We start from the raw sequence: 23272 nt of genomic DNA, 5'->3' as shown, positions 1-23272 counted from the left end.
CCCACAATCTTCGTGCCTCGCGGGCAGGATTGTTGTTCTCTTTACGCCCTACCCTTATGATGAAGGGATTGCAGGTCGGCAAGTGTCCCGGAGTGGACAGACAGATCGCGCAGGCACCAGGCAGGCAGTTGACGGTAATGTTTCAGACTTCCAATTTCAGGCAATCAGGTCTTGGCGCGGCGCTTACGATTGCCGAACTGATCTACCACAGCGTCGTACGCAGCATCCGCAAGTCGCATGGCAATGCCGTGCTGTCGATTCTTGTGAACATGTTGCAGACCGCCCTTTTTGTGCTGGCTTTCTACGTGATGTTCACCCTGCTGGGATTGCGCGGTGCCGCGCTGCGCGGGGATTTCCTGCTCTACATCATGTCCGGCATTTTTCTGTACATGACCCATACAAAAACCCTTGGCGCCGTCGTCGGATCCGAAGGGCCGGCATCCCCCATGATGCAACATGCGCCCCTGAACACGATCATCGTGATTGCCGCAGCAGCGCTTGGCACGCTTTACATTCAGGTGTTGTCGCTTGTGGTGATCCTGTTCGGCTACCACACGCTTTTCACACCCATCACGATAGATCAGCCAGTTGCGGCTTTCGGGATGCTGCTGATCGCCTGGTACACGGGTCTGTCGCTGGGTGTTCTGCTGTTGTCGATAAAACCGTGGTTTCCCACATTCGTCAGCATTTTCACGACGGTCTATCAGCGGGCCAACATGATCGCCTCTGGCAAGATGTTCGTGGCCAATACGCTGCCATCCTTCATGCTGGCGATGTTCGACTGGAACCCCCTGTTCCATGCGATCGACCAGGCAAGGGGCTTCGTCTTCATCAACTACACGCCGCGCTACAGCTCGTATGAATATGCCATCATCGTGGGCACGGTCCTTTTGACGATCGGCCTTATGGGCGAGTTCTACACCCGCCGCCATGCCTCGGTCAGCTGGAGTGCCCGACGCTGATCACCCGACGACCCGCAAGGTCAGGTTGATACGCCCCCCTTTCGGCAGAAGGCGTGAGGATCGGAAGCGGATTCTGTCAACGCCATGGAAGGCCAGCCGTGCGTCGCCGCCCATTCGCAGGACATCACCCGATTTCAACCAGACAGAGGCTCTCGAGCCGCCTTTCTGGCTGCCCCCAACGCGGAAAAGCCCATCATCGCCAAGTGACAATGACAGAACCGGCCATGAGAAATCACGCTCGTCCCTGTCCTGATGCAGGCCCATACGCGCTCCTTCGCTGTAAAAGTTGACCAAACAGCAATCAGGCGCACGCAGCGGATCGACCAGATCGTGCCACAGGTCAAGAACGCGCGCGGGGATGGCTGGCCAGGGCGTGCCCTGGGGGTGGCGATCCTGGTATCTGTAGCCGTTCCTGTCAGACACCCACCCCAGCCGTCCAGCCGAGGTCATGCGGACTGACATCGGCTTTCCACTGGCTGTGACAGGTGAAAACAAGGGGGCCACACGGATCACATCGCGCAGGTCTTCAAGCAGTGACACCTGCATGTCCCGATCCAAATGACCCTGAAAGATGTCGATGCCCTTCAGGGTCGTCGTGGGTTCCGTCATCCTCTTGCCCTTGATGATTGGCGTCCAGCTTGGGTGCGTCCGGATCAAATTTACCGCGGAATCCCTAAAAGGCCACAGGTACGGTGCTTGCAGGCCCTTGGACCCCTCCTTATATACGCTCGGAAGCGTGATGATCGGCCCTGTGGAAAAGCGGGCAGACATCACAAACAGGATCGGGGTGCGGATGCCGGAACGGGTCTGATCCTCGTGTCATCGCCTTGAAGTCAGAAGGGATCGAAAACATGGCCAAAGTCATTGGTATTGACCTGGGAACCACCAACAGCTGTATCGCCATCATGGATGGCAGCCAGCCTCGCGTGATCGAAAACTCGGAAGGTGCGCGCACCACGCCATCGATCGTCGCTTTCACCGAAAACGAGCGCCTTGTCGGCCAGCCGGCCAAGCGTCAGGCCGTCACCAACCCGGACAACACGATCTTTGGCGTGAAGCGCCTGATCGGCCGCCGGTTCGATGACGCGGACCTTGCAAAGGACAAGAAGAACCTGCCGTTTACCGTGATCGACGGCGGCAATGGCGACGCCTGGGTGAAGGCCCGCGGCGAGAAGTATAGCCCCTCGCAGATTTCCGCCTTCATTCTGGGCAAGATGAAGGAAACCGCCGAGTCCTATCTTGGCGAAGAGGTGACGCAAGCCGTCATCACCGTGCCCGCCTATTTCAACGACGCCCAGCGTCAGGCCACAAAGGATGCCGGCAAGATCGCCGGCCTGGAAGTGCTGCGGATCATCAACGAGCCGACAGCCGCCGCCCTGGCGTATGGCCTGGACAAGAAAGACAGCCAGATCATCGCGGTCTATGACCTTGGCGGCGGTACCTTCGACGTCACCATCCTCGAAATCGACGATGGTTTGTTCGAAGTGAAATCCACCAATGGCGATACCTTCCTGGGTGGTGAAGACTTTGACATGCGTATCGTCAACTACCTGGCGGACGAGTTCAAGAAAGAGCATGGCGTCGACCTGACCCTGGACAAGATGGCGCTGCAGCGCCTCAAGGAAGCAGCCGAGAAGGCCAAGATCGAGCTATCCTCCTCCAGTCAGACGGAAATCAACCAGCCGTTCATCTCGATGAACAGCGCAACCGGCCAGCCGCTTCACCTGGTGATGAAGCTGACCCGCGCCAAGCTGGAAAGTCTGGTCAATGACCTGATCAAGGCCTCGATGAAGCCCTGCCAGGCCGCCCTCAAGGATGCGGGCCTGACCACGGCCGATATCGACGAGGTCGTGCTGGTCGGCGGTATGACCCGCATGCCCAAGGTCGTGGAAGAAGTGACCAAATTCTTCGGGAAAGAGCCCCACAAGGGCGTAAACCCCGACGAGGTCGTGGCGCTGGGCGCGGCCATCCAGGCCGGTGTTCTTCAGGGCGACGTGAAAGATGTGGTCCTGCTGGACGTGACGCCGCTGTCGCTGGGTATCGAAACGCTGGGCGGGGTTTTCACCCGTCTGATCGACCGCAACACAACCATTCCGACCAAGAAAAGCCAGGTCTTCTCGACCGCCGAGGACAATCAGAACGCGGTGACCATCCGCGTGTTCCAGGGCGAGCGTGAAATGGCGGCGGACAACAAGATGCTGGGCCAGTTCAACCTGGAAAACATCCCGCCCGCCCCGCGCGGCATGCCGCAGATCGAGGTGACGTTTGATATCGACGCCAACGGCATCGTGTCGGTCAGCGCCAGGGACAAAGGCACCGGCAAGGAACAGAAGATCACGATTCAGGCGTCGGGCGGCCTCAGCGATGAGGATATCGAAAAGATGGTCAAGGATGCCGAGGAGAACGCCGAGGCGGATAAGAAACGCCGGGGCCTGGTGGAAGCCAGGAACCAGGCTGAAAGCCTGATCCATTCGACCGAAAAGTCGATGGAAGAACATGGCGACAAGGTTGATCCGACGACCATCGAGGCTATCGAATTGGCGATTGCCGCGCTGAAGGACGAACTGGAAACCGACAATGCCGACAAGATCAAGTCGGGCATCCAGAACGTGACCGAGGCGGCGATGAAACTGGGCGAGGCGATCTACAAGGCCAGCCAGGATGCTGACGAAGATGAGCCGACGTCCTCTCAGGGTCAGCGCGGTAACGATGATGACGACATCGTCGATGCCGATTTCGAAGACCTGGGCGACAACAAGCGCTCGTAAGCGTTTCGCGGAACACGGGGGCCGGTCCGGACCGGGCCGGCCCTTACCGTTCCACATGAGGGGGATCCCCAATGGCAAAACGTGACTATTACGACGTGCTCGGTATTGCGCGCGGGGCCTCGGCGGACGAGATCAAGAAGGCCTATCGCACCAAGGCGAAAGAACTGCATCCGGATCGCAACGCCGACAATCCCGATGCAGAGGCTCAGTTCAAGGAAGCCAACGAAGCCTATGAGGTTCTGAAGGACGCCGAGAAGAAGGCGGCCTATGACCGTTTCGGCCATGCGGCCTTCGAGGGGGGCATGGGCGGCGGCGGCGGGCGTCCCGGCGGCTTTGGCGGCAACCAGGGTGACTTTGCCAGTGCGTTTTCCGATGTGTTCGACGACCTGTTCGGCGATTTCATGGGTGGGCGCGGCGGCGGACGCGGGCGCGCGGCGCGCGGTGCCGATCTGCGCTACAATCTGCGGGTTTCACTGGAAGAAGCCTATTCAGGGCTTCAGAAGACGATCAATGTTCCCACCTCTGTATCGTGCTCGTCGTGCAGCGGATCAGGTGCGGAAGGCGGCGCCGAGCCGCAAACCTGCCCCACCTGTTCGGGCATGGGAAAGGTGCGCGCGCAACAAGGTTTCTTTACGGTTGAACGCACCTGTCCGACCTGTGGCGGCCTGGGTCAGATCATCAAGAACCCCTGCAAGGCTTGCGCCGGTCAGGGTCGCGTTCACAAGGATCGCGCGCTTTCGGTGAATATCCCGGCCGGTGTCGAAACCGGCACGCGCATTCGCCTTGCCGGTGAAGGTGAAGCCGGGATGCGCGGCGGCCCCTCGGGTGATCTGTACATTTTCATCGAGGTGACGAAACACGATCTGTTCGAGCGCGAGAATACCAACCTTTTCTGCCGCGTTCCGGTTTCGATGACCACCGCAGCGCTTGGTGGCGATATCGAGGTGCCCACGATCGATGGCGGACGCAGCCGCGTGAAAATTCCCGCCGGAAGTCAGTCGGGACGGCAAATGCGCCTGCGTTCGAAAGGTATGCCTGCGCTGCGCGGGGGTCCCGCCGGTGACATGTTCATCGAACTTGCCGTTGAAACGCCCGTCAATCTGACAAGCCGTCAGAAAGACCTGCTGCGCGAGTTCGAAGCCTTGTCAGAGGATAACAACCCCGAAAGCAAAAGCTTCTTTTCTTCGGTCAAGACATTCTGGGACAGCATGAAGGGTTAAGATCCTTCTTTCATCACATGGGACGGGCGTATGGCATGCAGCCATGCGCCCGTTTTCGTCTGGCGCCGTTGCGTTTTTCGCCGGTATCTTTCCGTTTTAACAGTTGCTCAATCATTTCAGGCGAGGCTGGCGGGATGAAACATCTGCCAGCCTTTTCCGAATCTCGCATGCCGCTCTTCGACTGTGACGAGGTGCGGGTGGCAGAAGCTCTGCCCTCGGGCAAGCTGCCCTCCTACATTGGCGAACACCGCAGGCGATTGCGTGAGCGTTTTCTATCCGGCGGTGCGGCAGCGATGCCGGATTATGAAATGCTTGAACTGGTCCTGTTTCGCGCCATTCCGCGTCAGGATGTCAAACCTCTGGCGCGTCTGCTTCTTGATGTGTTCGGCGATTTCAACCGGGTTCTTTCAGCCCCCGTTGCACGTCTGGGCGAGGTGAAGGGCGTGGGCGATGCCGTCATCACCGAACTCAAGATCGTCGAAGCCGCGGCCCAGCGCCTTGCGCGGTCACGCATCCTGCAACGCCATGTCATTTCAAGTTGGGATGCCGTGCTGGATTACTGTCACACGACGATGGCGCATAGGGATACCGAACAGTTTCGCGTTCTCTACCTGGATCGCAAGAATGTTCTCGTGGCCGATGAGGCGCAGGCCCAGGGCACGGTGGATCACGTTCCGGTCTACCCCCGTGAAGTGGTCAAGCGCGCCCTAGAACTGAACGCCTCGGCGCTGATCCTGGTGCATAATCATCCCTCGGGTGATCCAACGCCATCAGAGGCGGACATCCAGATGACACAGCAAATCAAGATCGCTTCAGAGGCGCTTGGACTGACCCTGCACGATCACCTGGTAATCGGTCGCTCCCGCGAGTTGAGTTTCCGGTCAGAGGGGCTTTTGTAGGAACAGCGTCAGCGCAGCCAGACTTCGACCCTGCGATTGACCTGCCGCCCCCAGGCGCTGTCATCGCAGGCCATTGGCAAAGCCTCGCCAAAGGTTTCTGTTGATAGCTCCACTTGTGAGAAATCCGCGATTTCAGCGGCGCTTGTCACGGCCTGGCGCACAGTCTCGGCCCGGCGCAGGGCAATAGACCGGTTGGCCTCGGCCCCGCCGTCACCATCGCTGAAACCCACGAACATAAGATGACGACCGTCATAGGTGCCATCTTCCAGTCGGCTTGCCAGTTGTTCGACATTCGATCGCGATTGCGCATCCAGCCGGATGGACCCTGCTTCGAACCGGAAGGTCGTTGTCAGGCGCTGCATCTTTCCAAGCGTGGCAACCATGCGTTTCAACTCGTCCAGACCCACTTCGGAACCTGCCTGGGCGATAGCATTTGCAAACCGCTCGCCCTGGGCGGCGAGTGGAATTGCCTCGGGGGCAAGATCGACAAAACCGGCCCGGCGGATCACCAGCTGTGCAGGCATGCTTTGGGTGTAGAACAGGAACTCGCGCGCCAGCTTTGGCAGTCGGCGCGGCGGCAAGTAAAGAAACATCGGGGCTGTCAGCGGGTAGTCCTCGGTCTTGACGTTCTGGCGCGACGCGCGCAGGGCAAATCCGCAATCGCCTGATAAGGCAAGGCGGCGCGCCAGGCCGGTTTCCGCAGCACTGGCAAGACCGATCCCAAAGGGATCAGCGACCACGGCAAGCGCAAGGGCAGCATCGCTGTCATGGCGTTCGACAGAGGACGCAAGTTCAAGGTCAACAGCGCCCAGCAGCTTATCTACCGCCGCCTGCATGAGACCCGAGTCGGCATTTCTGAGGTGCAGGCTTATGGGCGCGTCGGGTCCGCCAATGTCGGACCAATTGGTGATCTGGCCTGAAAAGACACGCGCCAGATCGGCTGTCAAAATCCGGTCGAAAGGCAGTGAACCGGGGATGACGGGCACAACGGCATCAAGCGCGAGAACCCGAAAACGACCCCTTGCCCGAAGGTCACCAAACCCGGCCTCGCGGGCCATGGCCAGTTCTTCCCCCCGGATTTCACGCAAGGACAAGGCGATATCGGCTTCATTCGCCAGAAGGTCCGCGAAACCCTCGTCCGAATTGGTCGACCGAAACCGAAACCGCCCCAAGTCCCGTCCTGTTTGCCGGTCAAAGATCAGGTATTCGAAATGGCTGCCGTCCAGCGGTTCGCGACGCACACCGTACCCTTCGCGCAAGGTAAAGCCTTCGACAAGGGCCGGCATCAGCAGGTCGATCATGCTGGCTGCGCCTGAAAAGGAAAGGCGTGCGACATAATCCTCGAGGCTGGGACAAGCCGGGCCTTCGCACAGAACCCCGCTGCCATCGACGGTAAGTTCGCCATAGACTGTTTCGATGCGGTAATATTCCCCGTCAAATCCAAGGAAAGTACCGCTCAACTGCACGGCACCGTCTCTGGACGTGAGGGTGATGTCCTGCGCGGCCGCAGGCACGGCCAGCCACATCACGAAAATAGAAAGTGCGGCCTTCCAAGCCGCACATATCCTGAACATCAATATACCCTGTAACTTGCGACTAATTCTGAGCGATCTTCAGGTCTTGAAGCAGGTTTTTCAACACAAGAAAATCACCAATCGCATCACAGGCGGGCATATCAAGTGTCAGATCCGTCACACTGAGGGCCCCGCCACCGGACACTTGCAAGGTCTGCGCCTCTATGCGGCGGCTACAGGTTTCGGCCGTCACTTCGGTTTCTATGGTCAAGACAACGTCACCGGTGCGCGACACGGTGGCTGAGGGGAAGGTGTAGACCTGCGCCCGCAGATCCTGATCCGGCAGGGGCTTTCCATGCTTGGTCAGGAAACCACCACGCCCCAGCGCGGCGTCCTCCATATTCCTTGGCGCGGCTTCCCAGACGTGACCCTCATCGGCGTAATCGGCACCGAATTCGAAAGCATGAATCTGGATATTGCCGGGGCCTTCCCACTGCACGACAACACGATCGTATATATCAAGCGATGTGATCTCGGCCCTCGCCATCACGCTCTTGCCGCTTTCAAAATCTGCCAGGAACACTGCCATGCGGGACAAGGCAGGCATCTGCAGCGTCAAGTTGCCTTTGCTGTCCGTGATCTGGCTGATCATCATTCCGTTGTGATGCAGCGTCACAGGCGTGTCAGGTTCGCATTCAGCTGTCAGATCCAGCTGAACCATTGCGGCCGCCAGGGGTCGGGCCGTCATCGATACATTACAAGGCGCATCCGCAGGTGAACCGGTCGAGGCGAAACGCGCCTCTACACGATGCTCATCTGCGCTGCTCAGAAGGTTGTCGCGCGCACCTGCCGTGAAAGCGCGCCTGGACACGATTGTGTCCTGATCCGGCCCGGGACTGACCACGCTTTTCACGCTCGCCGAGGTAAAGGCAACAGAGGTCAGTTCCATATCGGTGATGCCTGAATCCAGGTCGCCGGTCGCGGAAGTCGCTGCGGGGACCTGATTGACATCCCTGGCTTCACCCTGCGCTTTCGCTGGATAACGCAATTCTGCCACCGGGGAGGACCGCATCAGATGGCCCGTCAACAAAGCCGCGAACAACGTAGCGCCACAGAAGGTCGCGTTCTTCAAGCCAATCATTACCACACTCCGCCATCACAAAGACACGAAGCATTCATCACAAATCAAACTGGCATCACTGTGACTGGGATCAGACCAGTTTCGGGCGAAACTGGTCTGAAACTTTTCGAAGCAGACGTTCAAGGTACTGAACCCGATGTCTTCGGGGCCGAAATGTGGCAGGTCAGGCCAGACGCCCATGGCAATGCTTGAATTTCTTTCCCGATCCGCAGGGGCACTGATCGTTCCGGCCCGGGTTGCCCCATGTCGCCGGATCGTTTTCGTCAAATCCTGCGACCGCGCCTTCTGCAGGGGTGCTATCACCTTGCTGGCCTGATGCTGCGTCCTGGGCCGCCTTCATCTGGGCGGCAAGCGCCGCTTGCTGCGCCGCGTACTGGCGCACCATTTCCTGCTGTTCTTCTTCGGTCAGCGGTCGGATCTGGGCCAGTTTGCGGGTCACGTCCTCACGCAGACTGTCGAGCATCGATTCGAATAGCTGGAAAGCCTCGTTCTTGTATTCGTTCAGCGGATCGCGCTGGGCGTAACCACGGAAACTCACGACCGATCGCAGGTGTTCCAGCATCAGCAGATGTTCGCGCCACTTCGCATCAATGGTCTGCAAGAGAAGCTGCTTTTCGATCTGGCGCATGTTGTCCGCACCGAAAGCCGCAACCTTCTCGTCCATGTAATTGGACGCGGCCTCTTCCAGACGTTCGGTGATCTGTTCGTCGTCCACACCCTCTTCCGCAGCCCAATCGACCACGGGCACATCGATACCCAGTTTCTCGATGCAGTCACGATGCAGACCTTCGGTATCCCACTGGTCAGCGTATGTCTTGGGCGGCATGTACTGCTCGACCAGATCGTCAATCACCTGGCTGCGCATGTCCGAGATCGTGTCCGACAGATCCTGCGCTTCCATGATCTCGCGGCGCTGGGCAAAGATCACCTTGCGCTGCTCGTTCATCACATCGTCGAATTTCAGCAATTGCTTGCGGATGTCAAAGTTGCGTCCTTCGACCTTGGCTTGCGCCCGCTCAAGCGACTTGTTCACCCAAGGGTGCACGATCGCCTCGCCTTCCTTCATGCCGAGGCTGGACAGAACCTTGTCCAGACGCTCCGATCCGAAGATCCGCATCAGGTCATCCTCGAGGCTGAGGAAGAACGAAGAACGGCCCGGGTCACCCTGACGGCCCGAACGGCCCCGCAACTGGTTGTCGATCCGGCGGCTTTCGTGACGCTCGGTCGCCAGAACGAACAGGCCGCCGGCCTCTTTCACGCGGGCTTCCTCTGCGGCGTGTTCCGCTTCGATGCGGGCGCGCAATTCGTCGGGATGTGCATCGGGGTTCGCGGCAAGGGCTTCCATCACCTTGAAGTCGACGTTGCCACCCAGCTTGATGTCAGTACCCCGGCCGGCCATGTTGGTCGCGATTGTCACCGCACCGAACTTGCCTGCGTCGGCAACGATCTGCGCTTCCTTTTCATGCTGGCGTGCGTTCAGGACGTTATGCGGAATTTCGGCCTGCGTCAGAAGCCCGGACAGGAATTCGGATTTCTCGATCGAGGTAGTCCCCACCAGTACCGGTTGCCCCTTGGCATGCGCCTCGCGAATGGTTTCGACAATGGCATCGTATTTCTCGCGGGCAGTACGGTAGACGGCATCGTCCTCATCGACACGGGCGATCGGACGGTTGGTCGGCACTTCGACAACGCCAAGGCCGTAAATCTCGGAAAATTCTTCTGCCTCGGTCACCGCCGTGCCGGTCATGCCGGCCAGCTTGTCATAAAGGCGGAAGTAGTTCTGGAAGGTCACCTGTGCCAGGGTCACGTTCTCAGGCTGGATATTGCACCCTTCCTTGGCCTCGATCGCCTGGTGCAGACCATCGGACAGGCGGCGCCCGGTCATCATGCGACCGGTGAATTCGTCGATCAGGACCACCTCGTTATCGCGAACGATGTAGTCCTTGTCCTTGGCGAACAGCTTGTGCGCGCGCAGACCCTGGTTCACATGGTGAACGATGGTCGTGCTTTCGGGATCATAAAGCGACTGATCCGCCGGCAGGATACCACGGGCATGCAACATCTGCTCAAGCGCTTCGTTGCCTTCGTCCGTGAAGGTCACGTTGCGGGTCTTTTCATCAAGCGTGAAGTCTTCTTCGTTCAGTTCCGGGATCAACTTGTCGATCGCCAGGTAAAGCTCCGAGCGGTCCTGCGACGGCCCCGAGATGATCAGAGGCGTGCGCGCCTCATCGATCAGAATACTGTCCACCTCGTCGACGATGGCAAAGAAATGGTCCCGCTGGTTCATCTGATCCAGGCTGGATTTCATGTTGTCGCGAAGATAATCGAAGCCAAGCTCGTTATTGGTGGCATAGGTGATGTCTGCGCCGTAAGCGATCTTCTTCTCGCTTTCGGGCTGTTGCGGATAGACGACGCCCGTGGTCATCCCAAGAGCGGCATAGACCTTGCCCATCCATTCCGCATCGCGCCGCGCCAGGTAGTCGTTGACGGTCACGATATGCACGCCCTTGCCCATCAGCGCGTTCAGATAGGCGGGAAAGGTCGCCACAAGCGTCTTGCCTTCGCCGGTCTTCATCTCGGCGATATTGCCCTGATGCAGGAAGATGCCGCCCATCAGCTGCGTGTCGAATGCGCGAAGACCCAAGGCGCGGCGCGCGCCTTCGCGGCAGTTGGCGAAAGCTTCGGGCAAGATGGCTTCAAGGCTTTCGCCATTTTGCACACGCGCCTTGAATTCCGCGGTCTTGTCCTTCAGGCCCTCATCCGACAGGGCCTGAAATTCAGGTTCCAGCGCGTTGATCTTCTCGACAAGCGGACGCACCGATTTGATCTTGCGGTCGTTGGGGGTGCCGAACACCTTCTTGGCAAGAGTTCCGAGTCCCAGCATATCCGTTCCGTTCCGCTCGTTGACAGAGTTGTGCAAGCCATCTGCTTGCCGGCTCTTTCCGCAGCACATATGAAGAGGCGGGAAAAGACAGCCAAACCTGGCCTCAGGGCGATGTAAGGGGCGGCTTCATGACTGTCAACGCCGGGGGCCGGATGCGCCCGATACAAAGGACGAATCCATGCAGAAACTTCATCGAAATGCCATCACTTCCCTGTCAGCAGCAGTTTTCGCGGTTTGGGCTGCCGGGCCCGTGCTGGCGCAGGACACCCCCGATGCAGACAGCGTGATCGCGACGGTCAATGGGGTCAATATCACCCTGGGCCAGATGATCATGGCCCGCACCACCCTGCCCGAGCAATATCTGACGCTGCCGGACGAGGTGCTGTTCAACGGCATTCTGGATCAGCTCATCCAGCAATCCGTTCTGGCGCAGACGATCGGCGACAACACGCCCCGCAGCGTGCAGATCGCGCTTGAGAATGAACGCCGCGCCCTTCTTGCGGCAGCGGTCGTCGATGACATCCTGAAGGATGCCGTGACCGACGAAGCACTTCAGAAGGCCTATGACGAAGCCTTCGCCAATGCCCAGCCGACCCGCGAATGGAATGCTTCGCATATCCTGGTTGAAACCCAGGAAGAAGCGGCAGCCCTGATCGCGCGGCTGAACGCAGGTGAAGAATTCGCGGCCCTGGCGCAAGAAGCATCCAGCGATTCATCCGCGGCCAGCGGCGGGCAACTGGGATGGTTCGAATCGGGCATGATGGTGCCTGATTTCGAAGCAGCCGTAGTCGCGCTTGAGGTCGGAGCCGTCTCGGAGCCGGTACAGACGCAGTTTGGTTGGCACGTGGTCAAACTGAACGAGACCCGCCTGCGTGAAGTCCCTTCGCTGGATCAGGTATCGGATGAGCTGCGCCCGCAGGTCGAGCGCGCGGCGGTCCAGGCCCGTCTGGATGCGCTGACTGCAGCCGCGGCAGTAGAGCGTCCGGGCGCAGGGATCGACCCCGCCCTGATCAAGAACCTCGATCTTCTGGAGAACTGAGACATGGGAAAGATCACCAAGGTTTCACCGCTTGCACCCGACGCTTTTCCTGACCTTCCGGTGATCGAAGGTGTCGCATTTTCCGCGGCCCAGGCCGGTGTTCGGTATCAGGGTCGAACCGATGTTATGATGGCGCGGTTGGCGCCGGGCACGACCATGGCAGGCGTGTTCACACGCTCTGCCACGCGGTCGGCGCCCGTGCTGGATTGCCAGGCGAAGATCGGCCTCGACAGCGCAGACGGCGCCGCGATCATCGTCAACTCGGGCAATTCCAATGCGTTCACAGGCAAGAACGGGGTTGTTTCGACCCGCGCGGTCACCACGGCTGCCGCCCAGACCCTCGGCCTGCCCGAAACGCGGGTGTTTTCATCCTCGACCGGGGTAATCGGAGAGCCGTTGCCGCATGAGCGGATCACGGCAAAGCTGAAGGAACTGGCGGAGACGCTGGACAAGGGCGCGATTGCCGCCGCCGCGCGGGCGATCATGACGACCGATACCTTCCCCAAGGGCGCCGCCGCCGAGATCAGCATCGACGGCAAGCCGGTGAAGATCGCAGGTATCGCGAAAGGGTCAGGCATGATCGCGCCCGACATGGCGACGATGCTGGTCTATATCTTCACGGATGCAGCGGCCGAACGGGCCGCGCTTCAGGCGATGCTGTCAGAGTTGACCGATGTGACCTTCAATTGCATCACCGTGGACAGCGATACATCGACTTCGGACACGCTGTTGTTGGCCGCGACCGGGGCATCGGGCGTCAAGGTTGATGGCGCCACGACAGCATTCCGCGATGCACTTCATGGCGTCATGCTGGATCTTGCGCATCAGGTCGTCCGCGATGGCGAGGGTGCCACGAAATTCGTCGAAGTGGCGGTGACCGGTGCCGCAAGCGATGCCGACGCCAAGACACATGCGATGGCCATTGCCAATTCACCGCTGATCAAGACCGCCATTGCAGGCGAGGATCCCAATTGGGGCCGCGTGGTGATGGCGATCGGCAAATCCGGTGCTGCGGCAGATCGTGACCTGTTGACCATCCGCTTCGGGGATCTTCTGGTGGCTGAAAACGGATGGGTCTCTCCCGCCTACAAGGAAGCCGACGCGGCAGCCTATATGAAGGGTGAATACCTGCGGATCAGTGTCGATCTTGGCCTTGGACATGGCAAGTGCACGGTGTGGACCTGCGACCTCACGCATGGCTATATCGAGATCAACGCCGATTACAGGTCCTGACGCGTGAACAGTGTGAAAGTCGTTCTGGTTTCGGCCGTGGCCTTGATCGACGCCGATGGGCGGGTGCTGCTGGCGCAGCGCCCCGAAGGGAAATCCATGGCAGGCCTTTGGGAATTTCCGGGCGGCAAGGTGGAACCGGGTGAAACCCCCGAAGCCGCGCTGATCCGCGAGCTGCATGAGGAGCTGGGGATCGATACCTGGGCCAGTTGCCTTGCCCCGCTGACGTTTGCCAGCCACAGCTATGATACCTTCCACCTGCTGATGCCAGTGTTCGCCTGCCGCAAATGGCAAGGTATTGTCACCCCTCGGGAAGGTCAGGCGCTGAAATGGGTTCGTGCTGCTGACCTCAAGTCCTATCCGATGCCGCCTGCGGATATTCCACTGATTCCGATTCTTCGCGACTGGCTCTGATCTGGCTCTGGATCAGGGGTTTTTCACGAAAAGAACGGCAGATCAGGCAAATCGGGCTGTTTTTAGCAGTTTTATGACCAGTTTCCGCGAACAATCCTAAAATTTTTAGTCTAATTGTCGATCAAACTGATCTAGTATCGGCCTGTGCATTCTTGGGAGGATGTGGATGCTACGGACAATCATATTGGGAAGTTGCGTATCTGTTCAGGGAACCTACGTCCGCACCCTGTCAGATGGCCGCGTTCTGGTGCGTGTGGGATCGCGCGAATTCATCGGTCTTCCGGTGATACAGGAAGCAGCCTGACGGCTGAACGAAAAAAGGGGCAGCATTCGCTGCCCCTTTTTCAATGTCTGGCTGAACGGATCACGCCAGCTTACGCTCGACTTCTTCACGCTCGAAGATCTCGATCACGTCGCCGGGGCGAATATCGTCGTAGTTTTCGAAGGCCATGCCGCATTCCTGGCCCGAGGTGACTTCCTTGACCTCGTCCTTGAAACGCTTGAGCGTCTTCAGATTGCCTTCGTGAACCACCACGTCGTCGCGCAGCAGGCGAACCCCTGCGGACCGGCGCGCCACGCCTTCGGTGACAAGACACCCGGCGACCTTGCCGACGCCGGACACTTTGAAGACTTCCTTGATCAGCGCATAGCCGATGAACTTTTCACGGATCTCGGCGCTCAGAAGTCCGCTTGCGGCCTTTTTCACGTCGTCCACCAGGTCATAGATCACCGAGTAGTAGCGGATCTCCACGCCTTTCTGGTTTGCGGTATTCCGTGCCGAGGCATTTGCCCGGACGTTGAAACCCATGATCGGGGCGCCGGATGCTTCGGCAAGGCCGACATCCGTTTCGGTAATCGCACCGACACCCGAATGCAGGACACGCACGCGCACCTCGTCGTTGCCGATCTTTTCCATGGCTTGAACGATCGCTTCGGCGGAACCCTGCACATCGGCTTTCACCAGGATCGGCAGTTCAGCCACCGTTTCATCTGCCTTGGCCTTGGCCATCAACTGGTCCAGCGTTGTCGCAGCACCGACAGCGGCCCGCTTGGCCTTGGAGGCGTTTTCACGGTATTCCGCGATCTCGCGCGCCTGGGCTTCGGTTTCGACCACGTTCAGAACATCACCGGCTTCGGGCGTGCCATTCAGGCCAAGCACCTCTACCGGAACCGAAGGACCGGCTTCGGTGATACGCTCTCCCTTGTCATCGATCAGGGCGCGAACCTTGCCCCACTGTTCGCCGACCACGAAGATATCACCCTGCTTCAGCGTGCCCTTCTGAACCAGAACGGTGGCCACGGGGCCACGGCCTACGTCCAGCTTGGCTTCGATCACGGCGCCTTCGGCAAAGCGGTTCGGGTTGGCCTTGAGTTCCAGGATCTCTGCCTGCAGCGCGATGGCTTCCAGCAGTTCGTCCAGACCCTCGCCCGTCAGGGCCGAAACCTCGACGTCCTGTACTTCGCCGGACATCGCCTCGACCACAACTTCGTGCTGCAGAAGATCGGTCCGCACCTTGGTGGGGTTCGCCTGCGGCTTGTCGATCTTGTTGATCGCCACGATCATCGGCACCTTGGCGGCCTTGGCGTGGTTGATCGCCTCGACGGTCTGGGGCATCACGGCATCGTCAGCCGCCACAACCAGGACCACGATATCGGTCACATGCGCGCCACGGGCACGCATCGAGGTAAAGGCAGCGTGACCCGGAGTATCGAGGAATGTCAGGACCGAGCCGTTGTCGGTGGTCACCTGGTAGGCGCCGATATGCTGGGTGATTCCACCTGCCTCGGATGCGACGACCTTGGCATTCCGGATCGCGTCAAGCAGACTGGTCTTGCCGTGATCGACGTGACCCATGATGGTCACGACCGGCGGACGCGGCTGCAGGTCTTCGTCACGGTCTTCGACCGATGCGATGACGTCTTCGACATCGGAATCGGACACGCGGATCGCGCGGTGGCCAAATTCCTCGATGATCAGTTCGGCGGTATCGGCGTCGATGGTCTGGTTTTGTGTGACCATCATCCCGTTCTGCATCAGCGCCTTGACCACGGCGCCGACACGTTCGGCCATGCGGTTGGCCAGTTCCGACACCATGATGGCTTCGGGCAACTGCACGTCACGCACGATCTTTTCACGTTCGACAGTACCGCCCATCGCCTTCTGGCGCGCACGCTCCTGCTTGCGCTTCATGGCGGCCATGGATTTCGTGCGGCCACCCTCGCCACCGGCCAGGGCCTGGTTCAGCGTCAGCTTGCCGGAACGGCGATTGTCCTCACGAACCTTCGCGGCGCGTGCGTCACGCTCCTGCGTATCGGCTTCGCGCTCTTTCTTGCGGGGCGCAGGTGCTGCGGCCTTTGACGTGGATCGGCCAGCAGGTGCTTCGTCTTCTGGCACAGCGGCGGCGGCCGCAGCGGCGCGTTTTGCAGCCTCTTCGGTCTCGCGGGCCTTGCGCTGCTCTTCTTCGGCCTTGGCTTTCAGCGCCTCTTCGCGCTCACGCTCTTCGCGTTCCTTGGCTTCGGCTTCCTCGCGGCGGCGCTGACGATCTTCCTCGCGGGATTTTTCGTCGGCTTCGCGCTGCGCGGCTTCCTCGCCTTCACGGGCCTTGGCAGCCTGAAGCGCCTTCAGGCGGCGCTCCATCTCGGCGTCGGAGATACCTGCGGGACGTTTTGCCGGATCGCCCAGCGCCGGGTTCGGTGCCGCGCCGCCAGCCGCTGCTTTTCCAGCAGCAGGCTTCGGCACCACAACGCGCTTGCGCTTGGTTTCCACGACGACATTCTTGGTGCGTCCATGGCTGAAGCTTTGCTTCACATTTCCCGGACGCGCGCCGGGGCCACGTACGCCCAGTGTCTTCTTACCGTCGTTGTCGTTCATATGGCTCTTCTATCCTTTTTGACGGTCTTGCCGCCTTCCGGGGCGCGCAAACCTTTCAGTCTTGCCGCCTCCTCTACAACACGCGGGGCCAAACCTCCAGCGGCAAGCACAACGTGTATTACAGTTTGTCGTCCAAAGGCCAAACCCAGCTCGTCCGCCGTGAGCCATCCGATGAAAGTTCCATCCGATGGGGTGCTCAGCTTGGACTTGCCACGCTCGGACCCGTCACTGGCCTGGATCAGCACCTCTGCATAATCCTTGACCAGCCAGTCCTTGACCTTTTCATATCCACTGACAGCCTCTCCGCCCTTGCGGGCCAGGCTGATCAGATCGACCACACGGCGGACCAGTTGCGTCTCGACCTGAGCGATCAGGTCTTCCGGCACGGTCACGGCCTGTTTCGCAGCGCGGGCGAAAAGGCCCTTCTTGACCGCCTTTTCAAGCGCTGAACGCTCAGCCGACACCCATATGCCACGACCGGGCAACTTGCCCATGATGTCAGGAACAACCTGACCTTCCGGACCGATCACGAAACGGATCAGTCCGAACTTCGGCTGCACCTCGCCCGTGGCGATACATTTCCGCTCGGGTCCGTCCTGCCGGTCCCTTGTTTGCCCGCCACGTGTCATACAGTCAACCAGAGGCCTGAAATCAGGCCTCTGCCTCCTCTTCGTCGAGATCACCCTCGTCACCGGCCAGATCGGCAGGATCAACCCAGCCCAACATGACGCGTGCGGTCATGATGAGGTTTTGCGCCTCATCGAGGGAGACATCGAACTTCTCCAGCAGGCCTTCATCCTTGACGCGCTCGCCTTTGACCGTGGTCCAGCCGCCGGCCAGTTCCCAATCCGCGCATGTCGCGAAGTCTTCCAGCGTTTTCACGCCGTCTTCGGCCAGGGCTTCGATCATCTGGGGTGTCAGGCCCTCGAATTCAACCAGGCTGTCTTCGACGCCCAGTTCGCGCGCATGCGCCAACGCGGCCTTTGCAGCGGCTTCAATGTATTCGCGGGCGCGCATCTGCAGTTCTTCGGCGGTGCTTTCATCAACACCGTCGATGACCAGAAGTTCGTCACGATCGACATAGGCCACTTCTTCCAGATTGGTGAAGCCTTCGGCCACCAGCAGCTGGGCAAAGAATTCGTCAAGGTCCAGCGTGTCCATGAACAGGCGTGTGCGCTCCTCGAATTCCTTCTGACGCCGCGAGGATTCCTCGGCTTCCGTCAGGATGTCGATGTCCAGGCCGGTCAGCTGGCTTGCCAGGCGCACGTTCTGACCGCGACGGCCGATGGCCAGCGACAGCTGTTCATCAGGCACCACGACTTCGATCTTGCCGGCTTCCTCGTCGATCACGACCTTGGTCACTTCGGCGGGCTGCAGCGCGTTGACCAGGAAGGTCGCCTGATCCTCGTTCCACGGGATGATGTCGATCTTTTCGCCCTGCAGTTCGTTCACGACGGCCTGCACGCGGCTGCCGCGCATACCGACGCAAGCGCCCACGGGGTCGATCGAGTTGTCATAGGAAATGACGGCGATCTTCGCACGCGAACCGGGGTCACGGGCCACGGCCTTGATCTCGATGATGCCATCATAGATTTCGGGCACTTCCATCTTGAACAGTTCCGCCATGAACTGCGGGTCGGTCCGGCTGAGGAAAATCTGCGGGCCACGCTGTTCGCGGCGCACATCCTTGATGTAGCAACGGATCCGATCATTCGGGCGGTAGGATTCGCGGCCGATCTTTTCGTTCCGGCGCAGGATCGCCTCGCCACGGCCCACATCGACGATGACGTTGCCGTATTCCTCGCGCTTGACCACACCGTTGATGATAGTGCCCTTGCGATCCTTGAATTCTTCGAACTGGCGATCGCGTTCTGCTTCGCGGACCTTTTGCAGGATGACCTGCTTGGCCGATTGCGCCGCGATACGGCCCATGTCCACGGGCGGCACTTCTTCAACGAAAGTATCACCGATCTGCGGGTTCTCGAGGTACTGCTTGGCTTGTTCAACCGTCATTTCAGCCTGGTAGTTTTCCAGCTCATCGTCGGCCACGACCGTCCGTACACGGGTGAATGTCGCGCGACCGGTCTTGCGATCGATCTTGACGCGGATGTCCATCTCCGAGCCGTAGCGGGACTTTGCCGCGCGGGCGAGGGATTCCTCCATCGCCTCGACCACCAGGCCGGGGTCGATCATCTTTTCACGGGCGACGGCCTCTGCGGTCTGCAAAAGCTCCAGCTGGTTGGCGGAAGTGATTGCCATGGTCTCAGTCCTCCTCGGAACCGGTGTCGTTATCTGTTTCTATGTCGTCAAATTGGTCTTCATCGATGATGCCGGCCGCCTTGCGCTGGCGCAGCATCTCTCGGATCAGTTCGTCGGTCAGGATCAGCTTGGCATCGGATAGCCAGTCGAATTTCAGCCCGACCGTGCCTTCCTCGATGTTGATCAGAACCTCATCGCCCTCAACGCCGGCCAGCACGCCCTTGAAGCGGCGGCGGCCGTCGATCAGCTCATCGGTTTCGATCCGCGCCTCGTAGCCTTCGAAAGTCTCAAAATCCTTGAGACGGGTCAGGGGGCGGTCGATACCGGGGCTGGACACCTCGAGCGTGTATTCATCCACGATCGGGTCTTCCACATCCATCACGGCGCTGACCGCGGTGCTGATCTCGGCGCATTCGTCGACCGAAATGCCACCTTCCGGGCGCTCCGCCATGATCTGCAGGGTCGAGGTCTTGCCGCCCATCAACCGGATACGCACCAGTTCAAACCCGAGATCCTCGATCACGGGGGTGACGATCTCGGCCAGGCGTCGGTCGATGGCTGCTTTGGCGATCAGGTCGTTGGTCATAAGTCAGGCTTGCCTTTCAGGCACAAAAAAACGGGCGCGCGGCCCGTTGATCTTTCCCGGTGGAGCGGTGGGAGTGGACCCCAACGCGCCGCTGTTGAAGGCCATATACGCCCCCGGACCCGAGTCTGCAAGGGGTGATCGGGCGCGCCGTGCGACCTAGCCTTCGCCGATGCGGTCCATCACCCGGACAAGTTCCGCGCTGATGCCGGGTTCTGACAGGGCGTGCCCTGCGTTACGCACCATGTGCAGTTCGACGTTGGGCCAGCGCGCGGCAAGATTCCACGCCGCCTGCGGCGGGCAGATCATGTCGTAGCGGCCCTGCACGATGGCGCCGGGGATATGGGCGATCCGGTCCACCTGGTCCAGGATCTGGCCGTCATAGTCCAGAAAGGCGCCATTCATGAAATAGTGGTTTTCCAGTCGGGCAAAGGCACGGGCGTATTCACCGGGACTTTCGCCACCGATCCCGTTCGAATGGAACGAGGCCAGAGCATTTTCCCAAGCCGACCAGGCCCGGCCATATCTCGTCTCGACCATCAGATCGCCGGAAAACAGCCGCTTGTGATAGGCCGCGATCAGGTCGCCACGTTCATCTTCCGGAATCAGATCGACAAAGCGCGCCCATGTCTCGGGCCAGAAGCGTCCGGCCCCGCCACCATAGAACCAGTCAAGCTCGGCCCTGGTGGCCAGGAACACGCCCCGCAGCACCAGACCCGAGACGCGGTCAGGATGGGTCTGGGCATAAATGAGGGCCAGCGTCGCCCCCCAGCTTCCGCCGAAAACGATCCACCGGTCGATATCCAGATCATCCCTGATCCTTTCGATATCGCGCACAAGGTGCCAGGTGGTGTTGTCCTTGACAGACGCATGGGGGCGCGACCGCCCACAGCCACGTTGATCGAACAGGATCACCCGGAAAATCCTGGGATCGAAATAGCGCCGCATCGCGGGGCTGCATCCGCCCCCCGGCCCACCATGCAAAACAACGACCGGCATTCCTTGAGGATTGCCCGACTGCTCCATATAGACGGTATGGCCATCGCCCACGTCGATCATCCGCTGATCGAAAGGATCGACCGGCGGATGCAGATAGTGGACTGCGCTTTTTTGGCCCGAGAATTTGTCCATGGTCGTCCTATATAACGCCTGAGAGTAAAAGAGCACATGGAGAGCAGAATGCAAGCCGGACAGACCACAGTTGATCCCGCCGAAGTCGCGAAATTCGAAGCGATGGCGGCGGAATGGTGGGACCCGAAGGGCAAGTTCAAGCCGCTGCACATGCTGAACCCCTGCCGTCTGGACTATATCACGCGACAGATCGCGGGTGAATTCGCGCGTGACCTGAATGCGCCCGAACCATTCAAGGGGCTGCGCCTTCTGGATATCGGCTGTGGCGGGGGATTGCTGGCCGAACCGATGGCGCGGCTTGGCGCCGAGGTCGTGGGCGCGGATGCGGCGCCGCGCAACATTCCCGTGGCGCAGATCCATGCGGAACAGTCTGGCCTGACGATCGACTATCGCCATACCACCGCGGAAGATATGGCCGCGGCCGGTGAACAGTTCGATGTGGTGCTGAACATGGAAGTGGTCGAACATGTATCCGACCCGCTGGCCTATCTGACGGCCTGCCAGCAATTACTGAAACCGAGCGGCCTGCACATCTGTTCGACCATCAACCGCAATCCCAAAAGCTTTGCGATGGCGATTGTCGGCGCGGAATACGTGATGCGCTGGCTGCCCAAGGGAACGCATGAATGGAACAAGTTCATCACGCCCGATGAATTGTTCGATTTGCTGGGCAAGGCAGGGCTTGATCCGGTTGATCGCAAGGGCTTTGTCTTCAATCCGATCACCTGGGGTTGGTCGATCTCGGACCGGGATCTGAGCGTCAACTACGTCACCGCCAGCCTCAAACCCGCCAGCCCCAAACCCGCCTGAAGCGATCAGTCGCCTTCCAGCTTCAGGCGCAATTCGCGCAGGATCGGGATTGCTGCACGCACCTTTTCATCGCCGAGCTCCGAGATCAGTTCGGCGATCATGGGAGATATCGCATCCAGCGCCGCGTCGCGGGCACGCCGTCCCGCAGGGCTGATGGCGACCATCTTGCGGCGTGCGTCGTCCCAATCGGGCCGGATATGGATGTAGCCGGCCCACTCCAGCTTGCCCAGGGTGTTGGTCATCGCCCCACGCGTGACATGAAAGCTTTTGGCCAGCTGCGCGGGGGTACGTTCTGACCCGGCGCGCGCCAGATGGTTCAGCACCGAGAAATGCGAAATCTCCATCCCCTTGGGCAGCACTTTGGACAGGCGGTTTCTGACCAACTGATCGGCCGTCAGAATTTCACTGAACAAGGCGACGGCAAGGGAGTTGCTGCTGTCAGACATCGGGCGGTGCGAACTTTCGATCATGGGTCAGCGCGGGCACGCGCGCCCTTGCTTGTGCCACGTCGCCCATCGCCAGATCAACAATCGTGATCCCGGGATCTGTCCCCGCATCGGCCAGAACCTCGCCCCAGGGTGAAATCGCCATGCTGTGCCCATAAGTGCGGCGCGTGCCACCCGTGGATGACGGATGAAGCCCGGTCTGTGCCGGGGCAAGCACATAGCAACCCGTCTCGATGGCGCGCGCGCGCAACAGCGGCTCCCAATGAGCAGCACCCGTCACCGGCGAAAAGGCTGCCGGCACGGTCAGAATCTGTGCCCCGGCCTGTGCAAGCATCCGGTGCAACTGGGCAAATCGGATGTCATAGCAGATTGTCATTCCGATCTTCGCAAAACCCGTATCGGCCAACACCGCGCGGTCACCCGGACGGAAACCCGCGGATTCGCGATATGTCTCAACCTCGGACACCTGCACATCGAACATGTGGATCTTGTCATACCAGGCACGGATCGACCCATCCGGGGCAATCAGGAAAGATCGGTTGGCAAAACGACCGTCCTGATCCTGCGTCTTGAGGGCCAGCGACCCGATCAACAACCACACACCCAGTTCCGCCGCTTCCGCGCGCAGGGCTTTCAGGGTCGGATCATGATCCTGATCCATCAGCACAGCCGCCTGATGCGCCCTGCTGGAGGATACGCAATTGGTAACTTCGGGGGTCAGCACGAAACCCGCGCCCTGATCCGCCGCCTGTCGCATCATGCGCTGGACCATGGCGATGTTTGCCACCGGGTCATCGCTTGACGTCAGTTGCAGCAGCGCGGCTTTCATCCGGGGTCAGCCTTTCAGGAGAGCGTCAAGCTTGCCCGCGCTTTCCAGCGCGAACAGGTCGTCGCAGCCCCCCACATGAGTCGCGCCCACGAAGATCTGCGGCACGGTGCGCCCGCCGCTGGCACGCTGGATCATCTCGGGCTTGCGATCGGGATTGGCCAACACGTCAATCTCGGAAAAATTGACACCCTTCTGGGTCAGCAGGCGCTTGGCCGCGTGGCAATACCCGCAGAGCGGCGAAGTGTAGATTTCAACGGTTTGCATGTCGAAG

The 23272-nt window shown here is 60.0% G+C and carries 20 protein-coding genes; 8 read left to right on the top strand and 12 right to left on the bottom strand.

Annotation, left to right across the window (positions count from 1 at the left end):
* Nucleotides 1–137 precede the first annotated feature (137 nt).
* Nucleotides 138–962, top strand: coding sequence for an ABC transporter permease (locus ACFQ3C_RS11000; RefSeq protein ID WP_380791645.1), 825 nt, complete (start codon nt 138–140; stop codon nt 960–962).
* On the opposite strand, the gene ACFQ3C_RS10995 is transcribed toward ACFQ3C_RS11000, so the two are convergent.
* The gene (locus ACFQ3C_RS10995; RefSeq protein WP_380791643.1) at nt 963–1571 is read right to left on the bottom strand and encodes an alpha-ketoglutarate-dependent dioxygenase AlkB family protein; all 609 of its coding nucleotides are present in this window, start codon (nt 1569–1571) and stop codon (nt 963–965) included.
* 242 nt (nt 1572–1813) lie between these two features.
* On the opposite strand from ACFQ3C_RS10995, the gene dnaK reads away from it, so the two are divergent.
* The 3 genes from dnaK (at nt 1814) to radC (ending at nt 5849) form a co-directional block, all read left to right on the top strand.
* Nucleotides 1814–3730 (top strand): molecular chaperone DnaK, encoded by a 1917-nt coding sequence (gene dnaK / locus ACFQ3C_RS10990; RefSeq protein WP_380791641.1) that lies wholly within the window; start codon nt 1814–1816, stop codon nt 3728–3730.
* Nucleotides 3731–3801: 71 nt separating this feature from the next.
* Nucleotides 3802–4950: a molecular chaperone DnaJ gene (gene dnaJ / locus ACFQ3C_RS10985; protein WP_380791639.1), complete on the top strand. Its 1149-nt coding sequence runs from the start codon at nt 3802–3804 to the stop codon at nt 4948–4950.
* A 134-nt stretch (nt 4951–5084) separates the two neighbouring features.
* Nucleotides 5085–5849, top strand: coding sequence for a RadC family protein (gene radC, locus ACFQ3C_RS10980; protein ID WP_449329185.1), 765 nt, complete (start codon nt 5085–5087; stop codon nt 5847–5849).
* A gap of 8 nt (nt 5850–5857) precedes the next feature.
* On the opposite strand, the gene ACFQ3C_RS10975 is transcribed toward radC, so the two are convergent.
* From ACFQ3C_RS10975 to secA, 3 genes are all read right to left on the bottom strand, one after another.
* Nucleotides 5858–7423: a phosphate ABC transporter substrate-binding/OmpA family protein gene (locus ACFQ3C_RS10975; RefSeq protein WP_380791635.1), complete on the bottom strand. Its 1566-nt coding sequence runs from the start codon at nt 7421–7423 to the stop codon at nt 5858–5860.
* 22 nt (nt 7424–7445) lie between these two features.
* The gene (locus ACFQ3C_RS10970) at nt 7446–8504 is read right to left on the bottom strand and encodes a hypothetical protein (RefSeq protein WP_380791633.1); all 1059 of its coding nucleotides are present in this window, start codon (nt 8502–8504) and stop codon (nt 7446–7448) included.
* A 163-nt stretch (nt 8505–8667) separates the two neighbouring features.
* Entirely contained in the window at nt 8668–11388 is a 2721-nt protein-coding gene (gene secA / locus ACFQ3C_RS10965) for a preprotein translocase subunit SecA (RefSeq protein ID WP_380791631.1), read from the bottom strand.
* 178 nt (nt 11389–11566) lie between these two features.
* Here secA and ACFQ3C_RS10960 point away from each other — a divergent pair, with 178 nt between their 5' ends.
* The 3 genes from ACFQ3C_RS10960 to mutT are packed head-to-tail and all read left to right on the top strand — an operon-like array spanning nt 11567 to nt 14071.
* Nucleotides 11567–12427 (top strand): peptidylprolyl isomerase, encoded by an 861-nt coding sequence (locus ACFQ3C_RS10960; protein ID WP_380791629.1) that lies wholly within the window; start codon nt 11567–11569, stop codon nt 12425–12427.
* Nucleotides 12428–12430: 3 nt separating this feature from the next.
* Nucleotides 12431–13660 (top strand): bifunctional glutamate N-acetyltransferase/amino-acid acetyltransferase ArgJ, encoded by a 1230-nt coding sequence (argJ, locus tag ACFQ3C_RS10955; protein WP_380791627.1) that lies wholly within the window; start codon nt 12431–12433, stop codon nt 13658–13660.
* Between the two features lie 12 nt (nt 13661–13672).
* On the top strand, nt 13673–14071 hold the full coding sequence (gene mutT / locus ACFQ3C_RS10950; RefSeq protein ID WP_380792129.1) for an 8-oxo-dGTP diphosphatase MutT: 399 nt from the start codon (nt 13673–13675) through the stop codon (nt 14069–14071).
* A 364-nt stretch (nt 14072–14435) separates the two neighbouring features.
* Here the strand turns inward: mutT and infB are convergent, their stop codons facing one another.
* From infB to pip, 5 genes are all read right to left on the bottom strand, one after another.
* Nucleotides 14436–16943 (bottom strand): translation initiation factor IF-2, encoded by a 2508-nt coding sequence (gene infB / locus ACFQ3C_RS10945; protein WP_380791625.1) that lies wholly within the window; start codon nt 16941–16943, stop codon nt 14436–14438.
* Nucleotides 16940–17572 carry an RNA-binding protein gene (locus tag ACFQ3C_RS10940; RefSeq protein WP_380791623.1) on the bottom strand — a complete coding sequence of 211 codons (633 nt, stop codon included), beginning with the start codon at nt 17570–17572 and terminating at the stop codon, nt 16940–16942. Before ACFQ3C_RS10940 ends, infB begins: the two co-directional genes overlap by 4 nt.
* Before the next feature lie 22 nt (nt 17573–17594).
* Complete coding sequence (gene nusA, locus ACFQ3C_RS10935; protein ID WP_380791621.1) at nt 17595–19202, bottom strand: transcription termination factor NusA; 1608 nt, start codon at nt 19200–19202, stop codon at nt 17595–17597.
* 4 nt (nt 19203–19206) lie between these two features.
* Entirely contained in the window at nt 19207–19788 is a 582-nt protein-coding gene (rimP, locus tag ACFQ3C_RS10930) for a ribosome maturation factor RimP (RefSeq protein ID WP_380791619.1), read from the bottom strand.
* Nucleotides 19789–19944: 156 nt separating this feature from the next.
* Nucleotides 19945–20916 (bottom strand): prolyl aminopeptidase, encoded by a 972-nt coding sequence (pip, locus tag ACFQ3C_RS10925; protein WP_380791617.1) that lies wholly within the window; start codon nt 20914–20916, stop codon nt 19945–19947.
* Nucleotides 20917–20964: 48 nt separating this feature from the next.
* On the opposite strand from pip, the gene ubiG reads away from it, so the two are divergent.
* Nucleotides 20965–21726, top strand: coding sequence for a bifunctional 2-polyprenyl-6-hydroxyphenol methylase/3-demethylubiquinol 3-O-methyltransferase UbiG (gene ubiG, locus ACFQ3C_RS10920; protein WP_380791615.1), 762 nt, complete (start codon nt 20965–20967; stop codon nt 21724–21726).
* A 5-nt stretch (nt 21727–21731) separates the two neighbouring features.
* On the opposite strand, the gene ACFQ3C_RS10915 is transcribed toward ubiG, so the two are convergent.
* The 3 genes from ACFQ3C_RS10915 to grxC are packed head-to-tail and all read right to left on the bottom strand — an operon-like array spanning nt 21732 to nt 23265.
* Nucleotides 21732–22172 (bottom strand): MarR family winged helix-turn-helix transcriptional regulator, encoded by a 441-nt coding sequence (locus ACFQ3C_RS10915; protein WP_380791613.1) that lies wholly within the window; start codon nt 22170–22172, stop codon nt 21732–21734.
* Entirely contained in the window at nt 22165–23001 is an 837-nt protein-coding gene (locus ACFQ3C_RS10910) for a carbon-nitrogen hydrolase family protein (RefSeq protein WP_380791611.1), read from the bottom strand. Before ACFQ3C_RS10910 ends, ACFQ3C_RS10915 begins: the two co-directional genes overlap by 8 nt.
* Before the next feature lie 6 nt (nt 23002–23007).
* A complete protein-coding gene (grxC, locus tag ACFQ3C_RS10905) occupies nt 23008–23265 on the bottom strand; it encodes a glutaredoxin 3 (RefSeq protein WP_380791609.1) in 258 nt (85 codons plus the stop codon).
* Nucleotides 23266–23272: the final 7 nt, after the last annotated feature.

Source organism: Seohaeicola saemankumensis, from assembly GCF_042678485.1.
Lineage (GTDB): Bacteria > Pseudomonadota > Alphaproteobacteria > Rhodobacterales > Rhodobacteraceae > Seohaeicola > Seohaeicola saemankumensis.
This window is presented reverse-complemented; position numbering and strand designations above follow the sequence as displayed.

Bases quoted from the DNA above. Each gene is read 5' to 3' on its own strand.
- ACFQ3C_RS10915 (WP_380791613.1), bottom strand. From the start codon at position 22,172: ATGTCTGACAGCAGCAACTCCCTTGCCGTCGCCTTGTTCAGTGAAATT.
- grxC (WP_380791609.1), bottom strand. From the start codon at position 23,265: ATGCAAACCGTTGAAATCTACACTTCGCCGCTCTGCGGGTATTGCCAC.
- rimP (WP_380791619.1), bottom strand. From the start codon at position 19,788: ATGACCAACGACCTGATCGCCAAAGCAGCCATCGACCGACGCCTGGCC.
- dnaK (WP_380791641.1), top strand. From the start codon at position 1,814: ATGGCCAAAGTCATTGGTATTGACCTGGGAACCACCAACAGCTGTATC.
- ACFQ3C_RS11000 (WP_380791645.1), top strand. From the start codon at position 138: ATGTTTCAGACTTCCAATTTCAGGCAATCAGGTCTTGGCGCGGCGCTT.
- ACFQ3C_RS10910 (WP_380791611.1), bottom strand. From the start codon at position 23,001: ATGAAAGCCGCGCTGCTGCAACTGACGTCAAGCGATGACCCGGTGGCA.
- radC (WP_449329185.1), top strand. From the start codon at position 5,085: ATGAAACATCTGCCAGCCTTTTCCGAATCTCGCATGCCGCTCTTCGAC.
- ACFQ3C_RS10975 (WP_380791635.1), bottom strand. From the start codon at position 7,423: ATGTTCAGGATATGTGCGGCTTGGAAGGCCGCACTTTCTATTTTCGTG.
- infB (WP_380791625.1), bottom strand. From the start codon at position 16,943: ATGAACGACAACGACGGTAAGAAGACACTGGGCGTACGTGGCCCCGGC.
- ubiG (WP_380791615.1), top strand. From the start codon at position 20,965: ATGCAAGCCGGACAGACCACAGTTGATCCCGCCGAAGTCGCGAAATTC.
- nusA (WP_380791621.1), bottom strand. From the start codon at position 19,202: ATGGCAATCACTTCCGCCAACCAGCTGGAGCTTTTGCAGACCGCAGAG.
- dnaJ (WP_380791639.1), top strand. From the start codon at position 3,802: ATGGCAAAACGTGACTATTACGACGTGCTCGGTATTGCGCGCGGGGCC.
- pip (WP_380791617.1), bottom strand. From the start codon at position 20,916: ATGGACAAATTCTCGGGCCAAAAAAGCGCAGTCCACTATCTGCATCCG.
- ACFQ3C_RS10940 (WP_380791623.1), bottom strand. From the start codon at position 17,572: ATGACACGTGGCGGGCAAACAAGGGACCGGCAGGACGGACCCGAGCGG.
- ACFQ3C_RS10995 (WP_380791643.1), bottom strand. From the start codon at position 1,571: ATGACGGAACCCACGACGACCCTGAAGGGCATCGACATCTTTCAGGGT.
- secA (WP_380791631.1), bottom strand. From the start codon at position 11,388: ATGCTGGGACTCGGAACTCTTGCCAAGAAGGTGTTCGGCACCCCCAAC.
- ACFQ3C_RS10970 (WP_380791633.1), bottom strand. From the start codon at position 8,504: ATGATTGGCTTGAAGAACGCGACCTTCTGTGGCGCTACGTTGTTCGCG.
- argJ (WP_380791627.1), top strand. From the start codon at position 12,431: ATGGGAAAGATCACCAAGGTTTCACCGCTTGCACCCGACGCTTTTCCT.
- ACFQ3C_RS10960 (WP_380791629.1), top strand. From the start codon at position 11,567: ATGCAGAAACTTCATCGAAATGCCATCACTTCCCTGTCAGCAGCAGTT.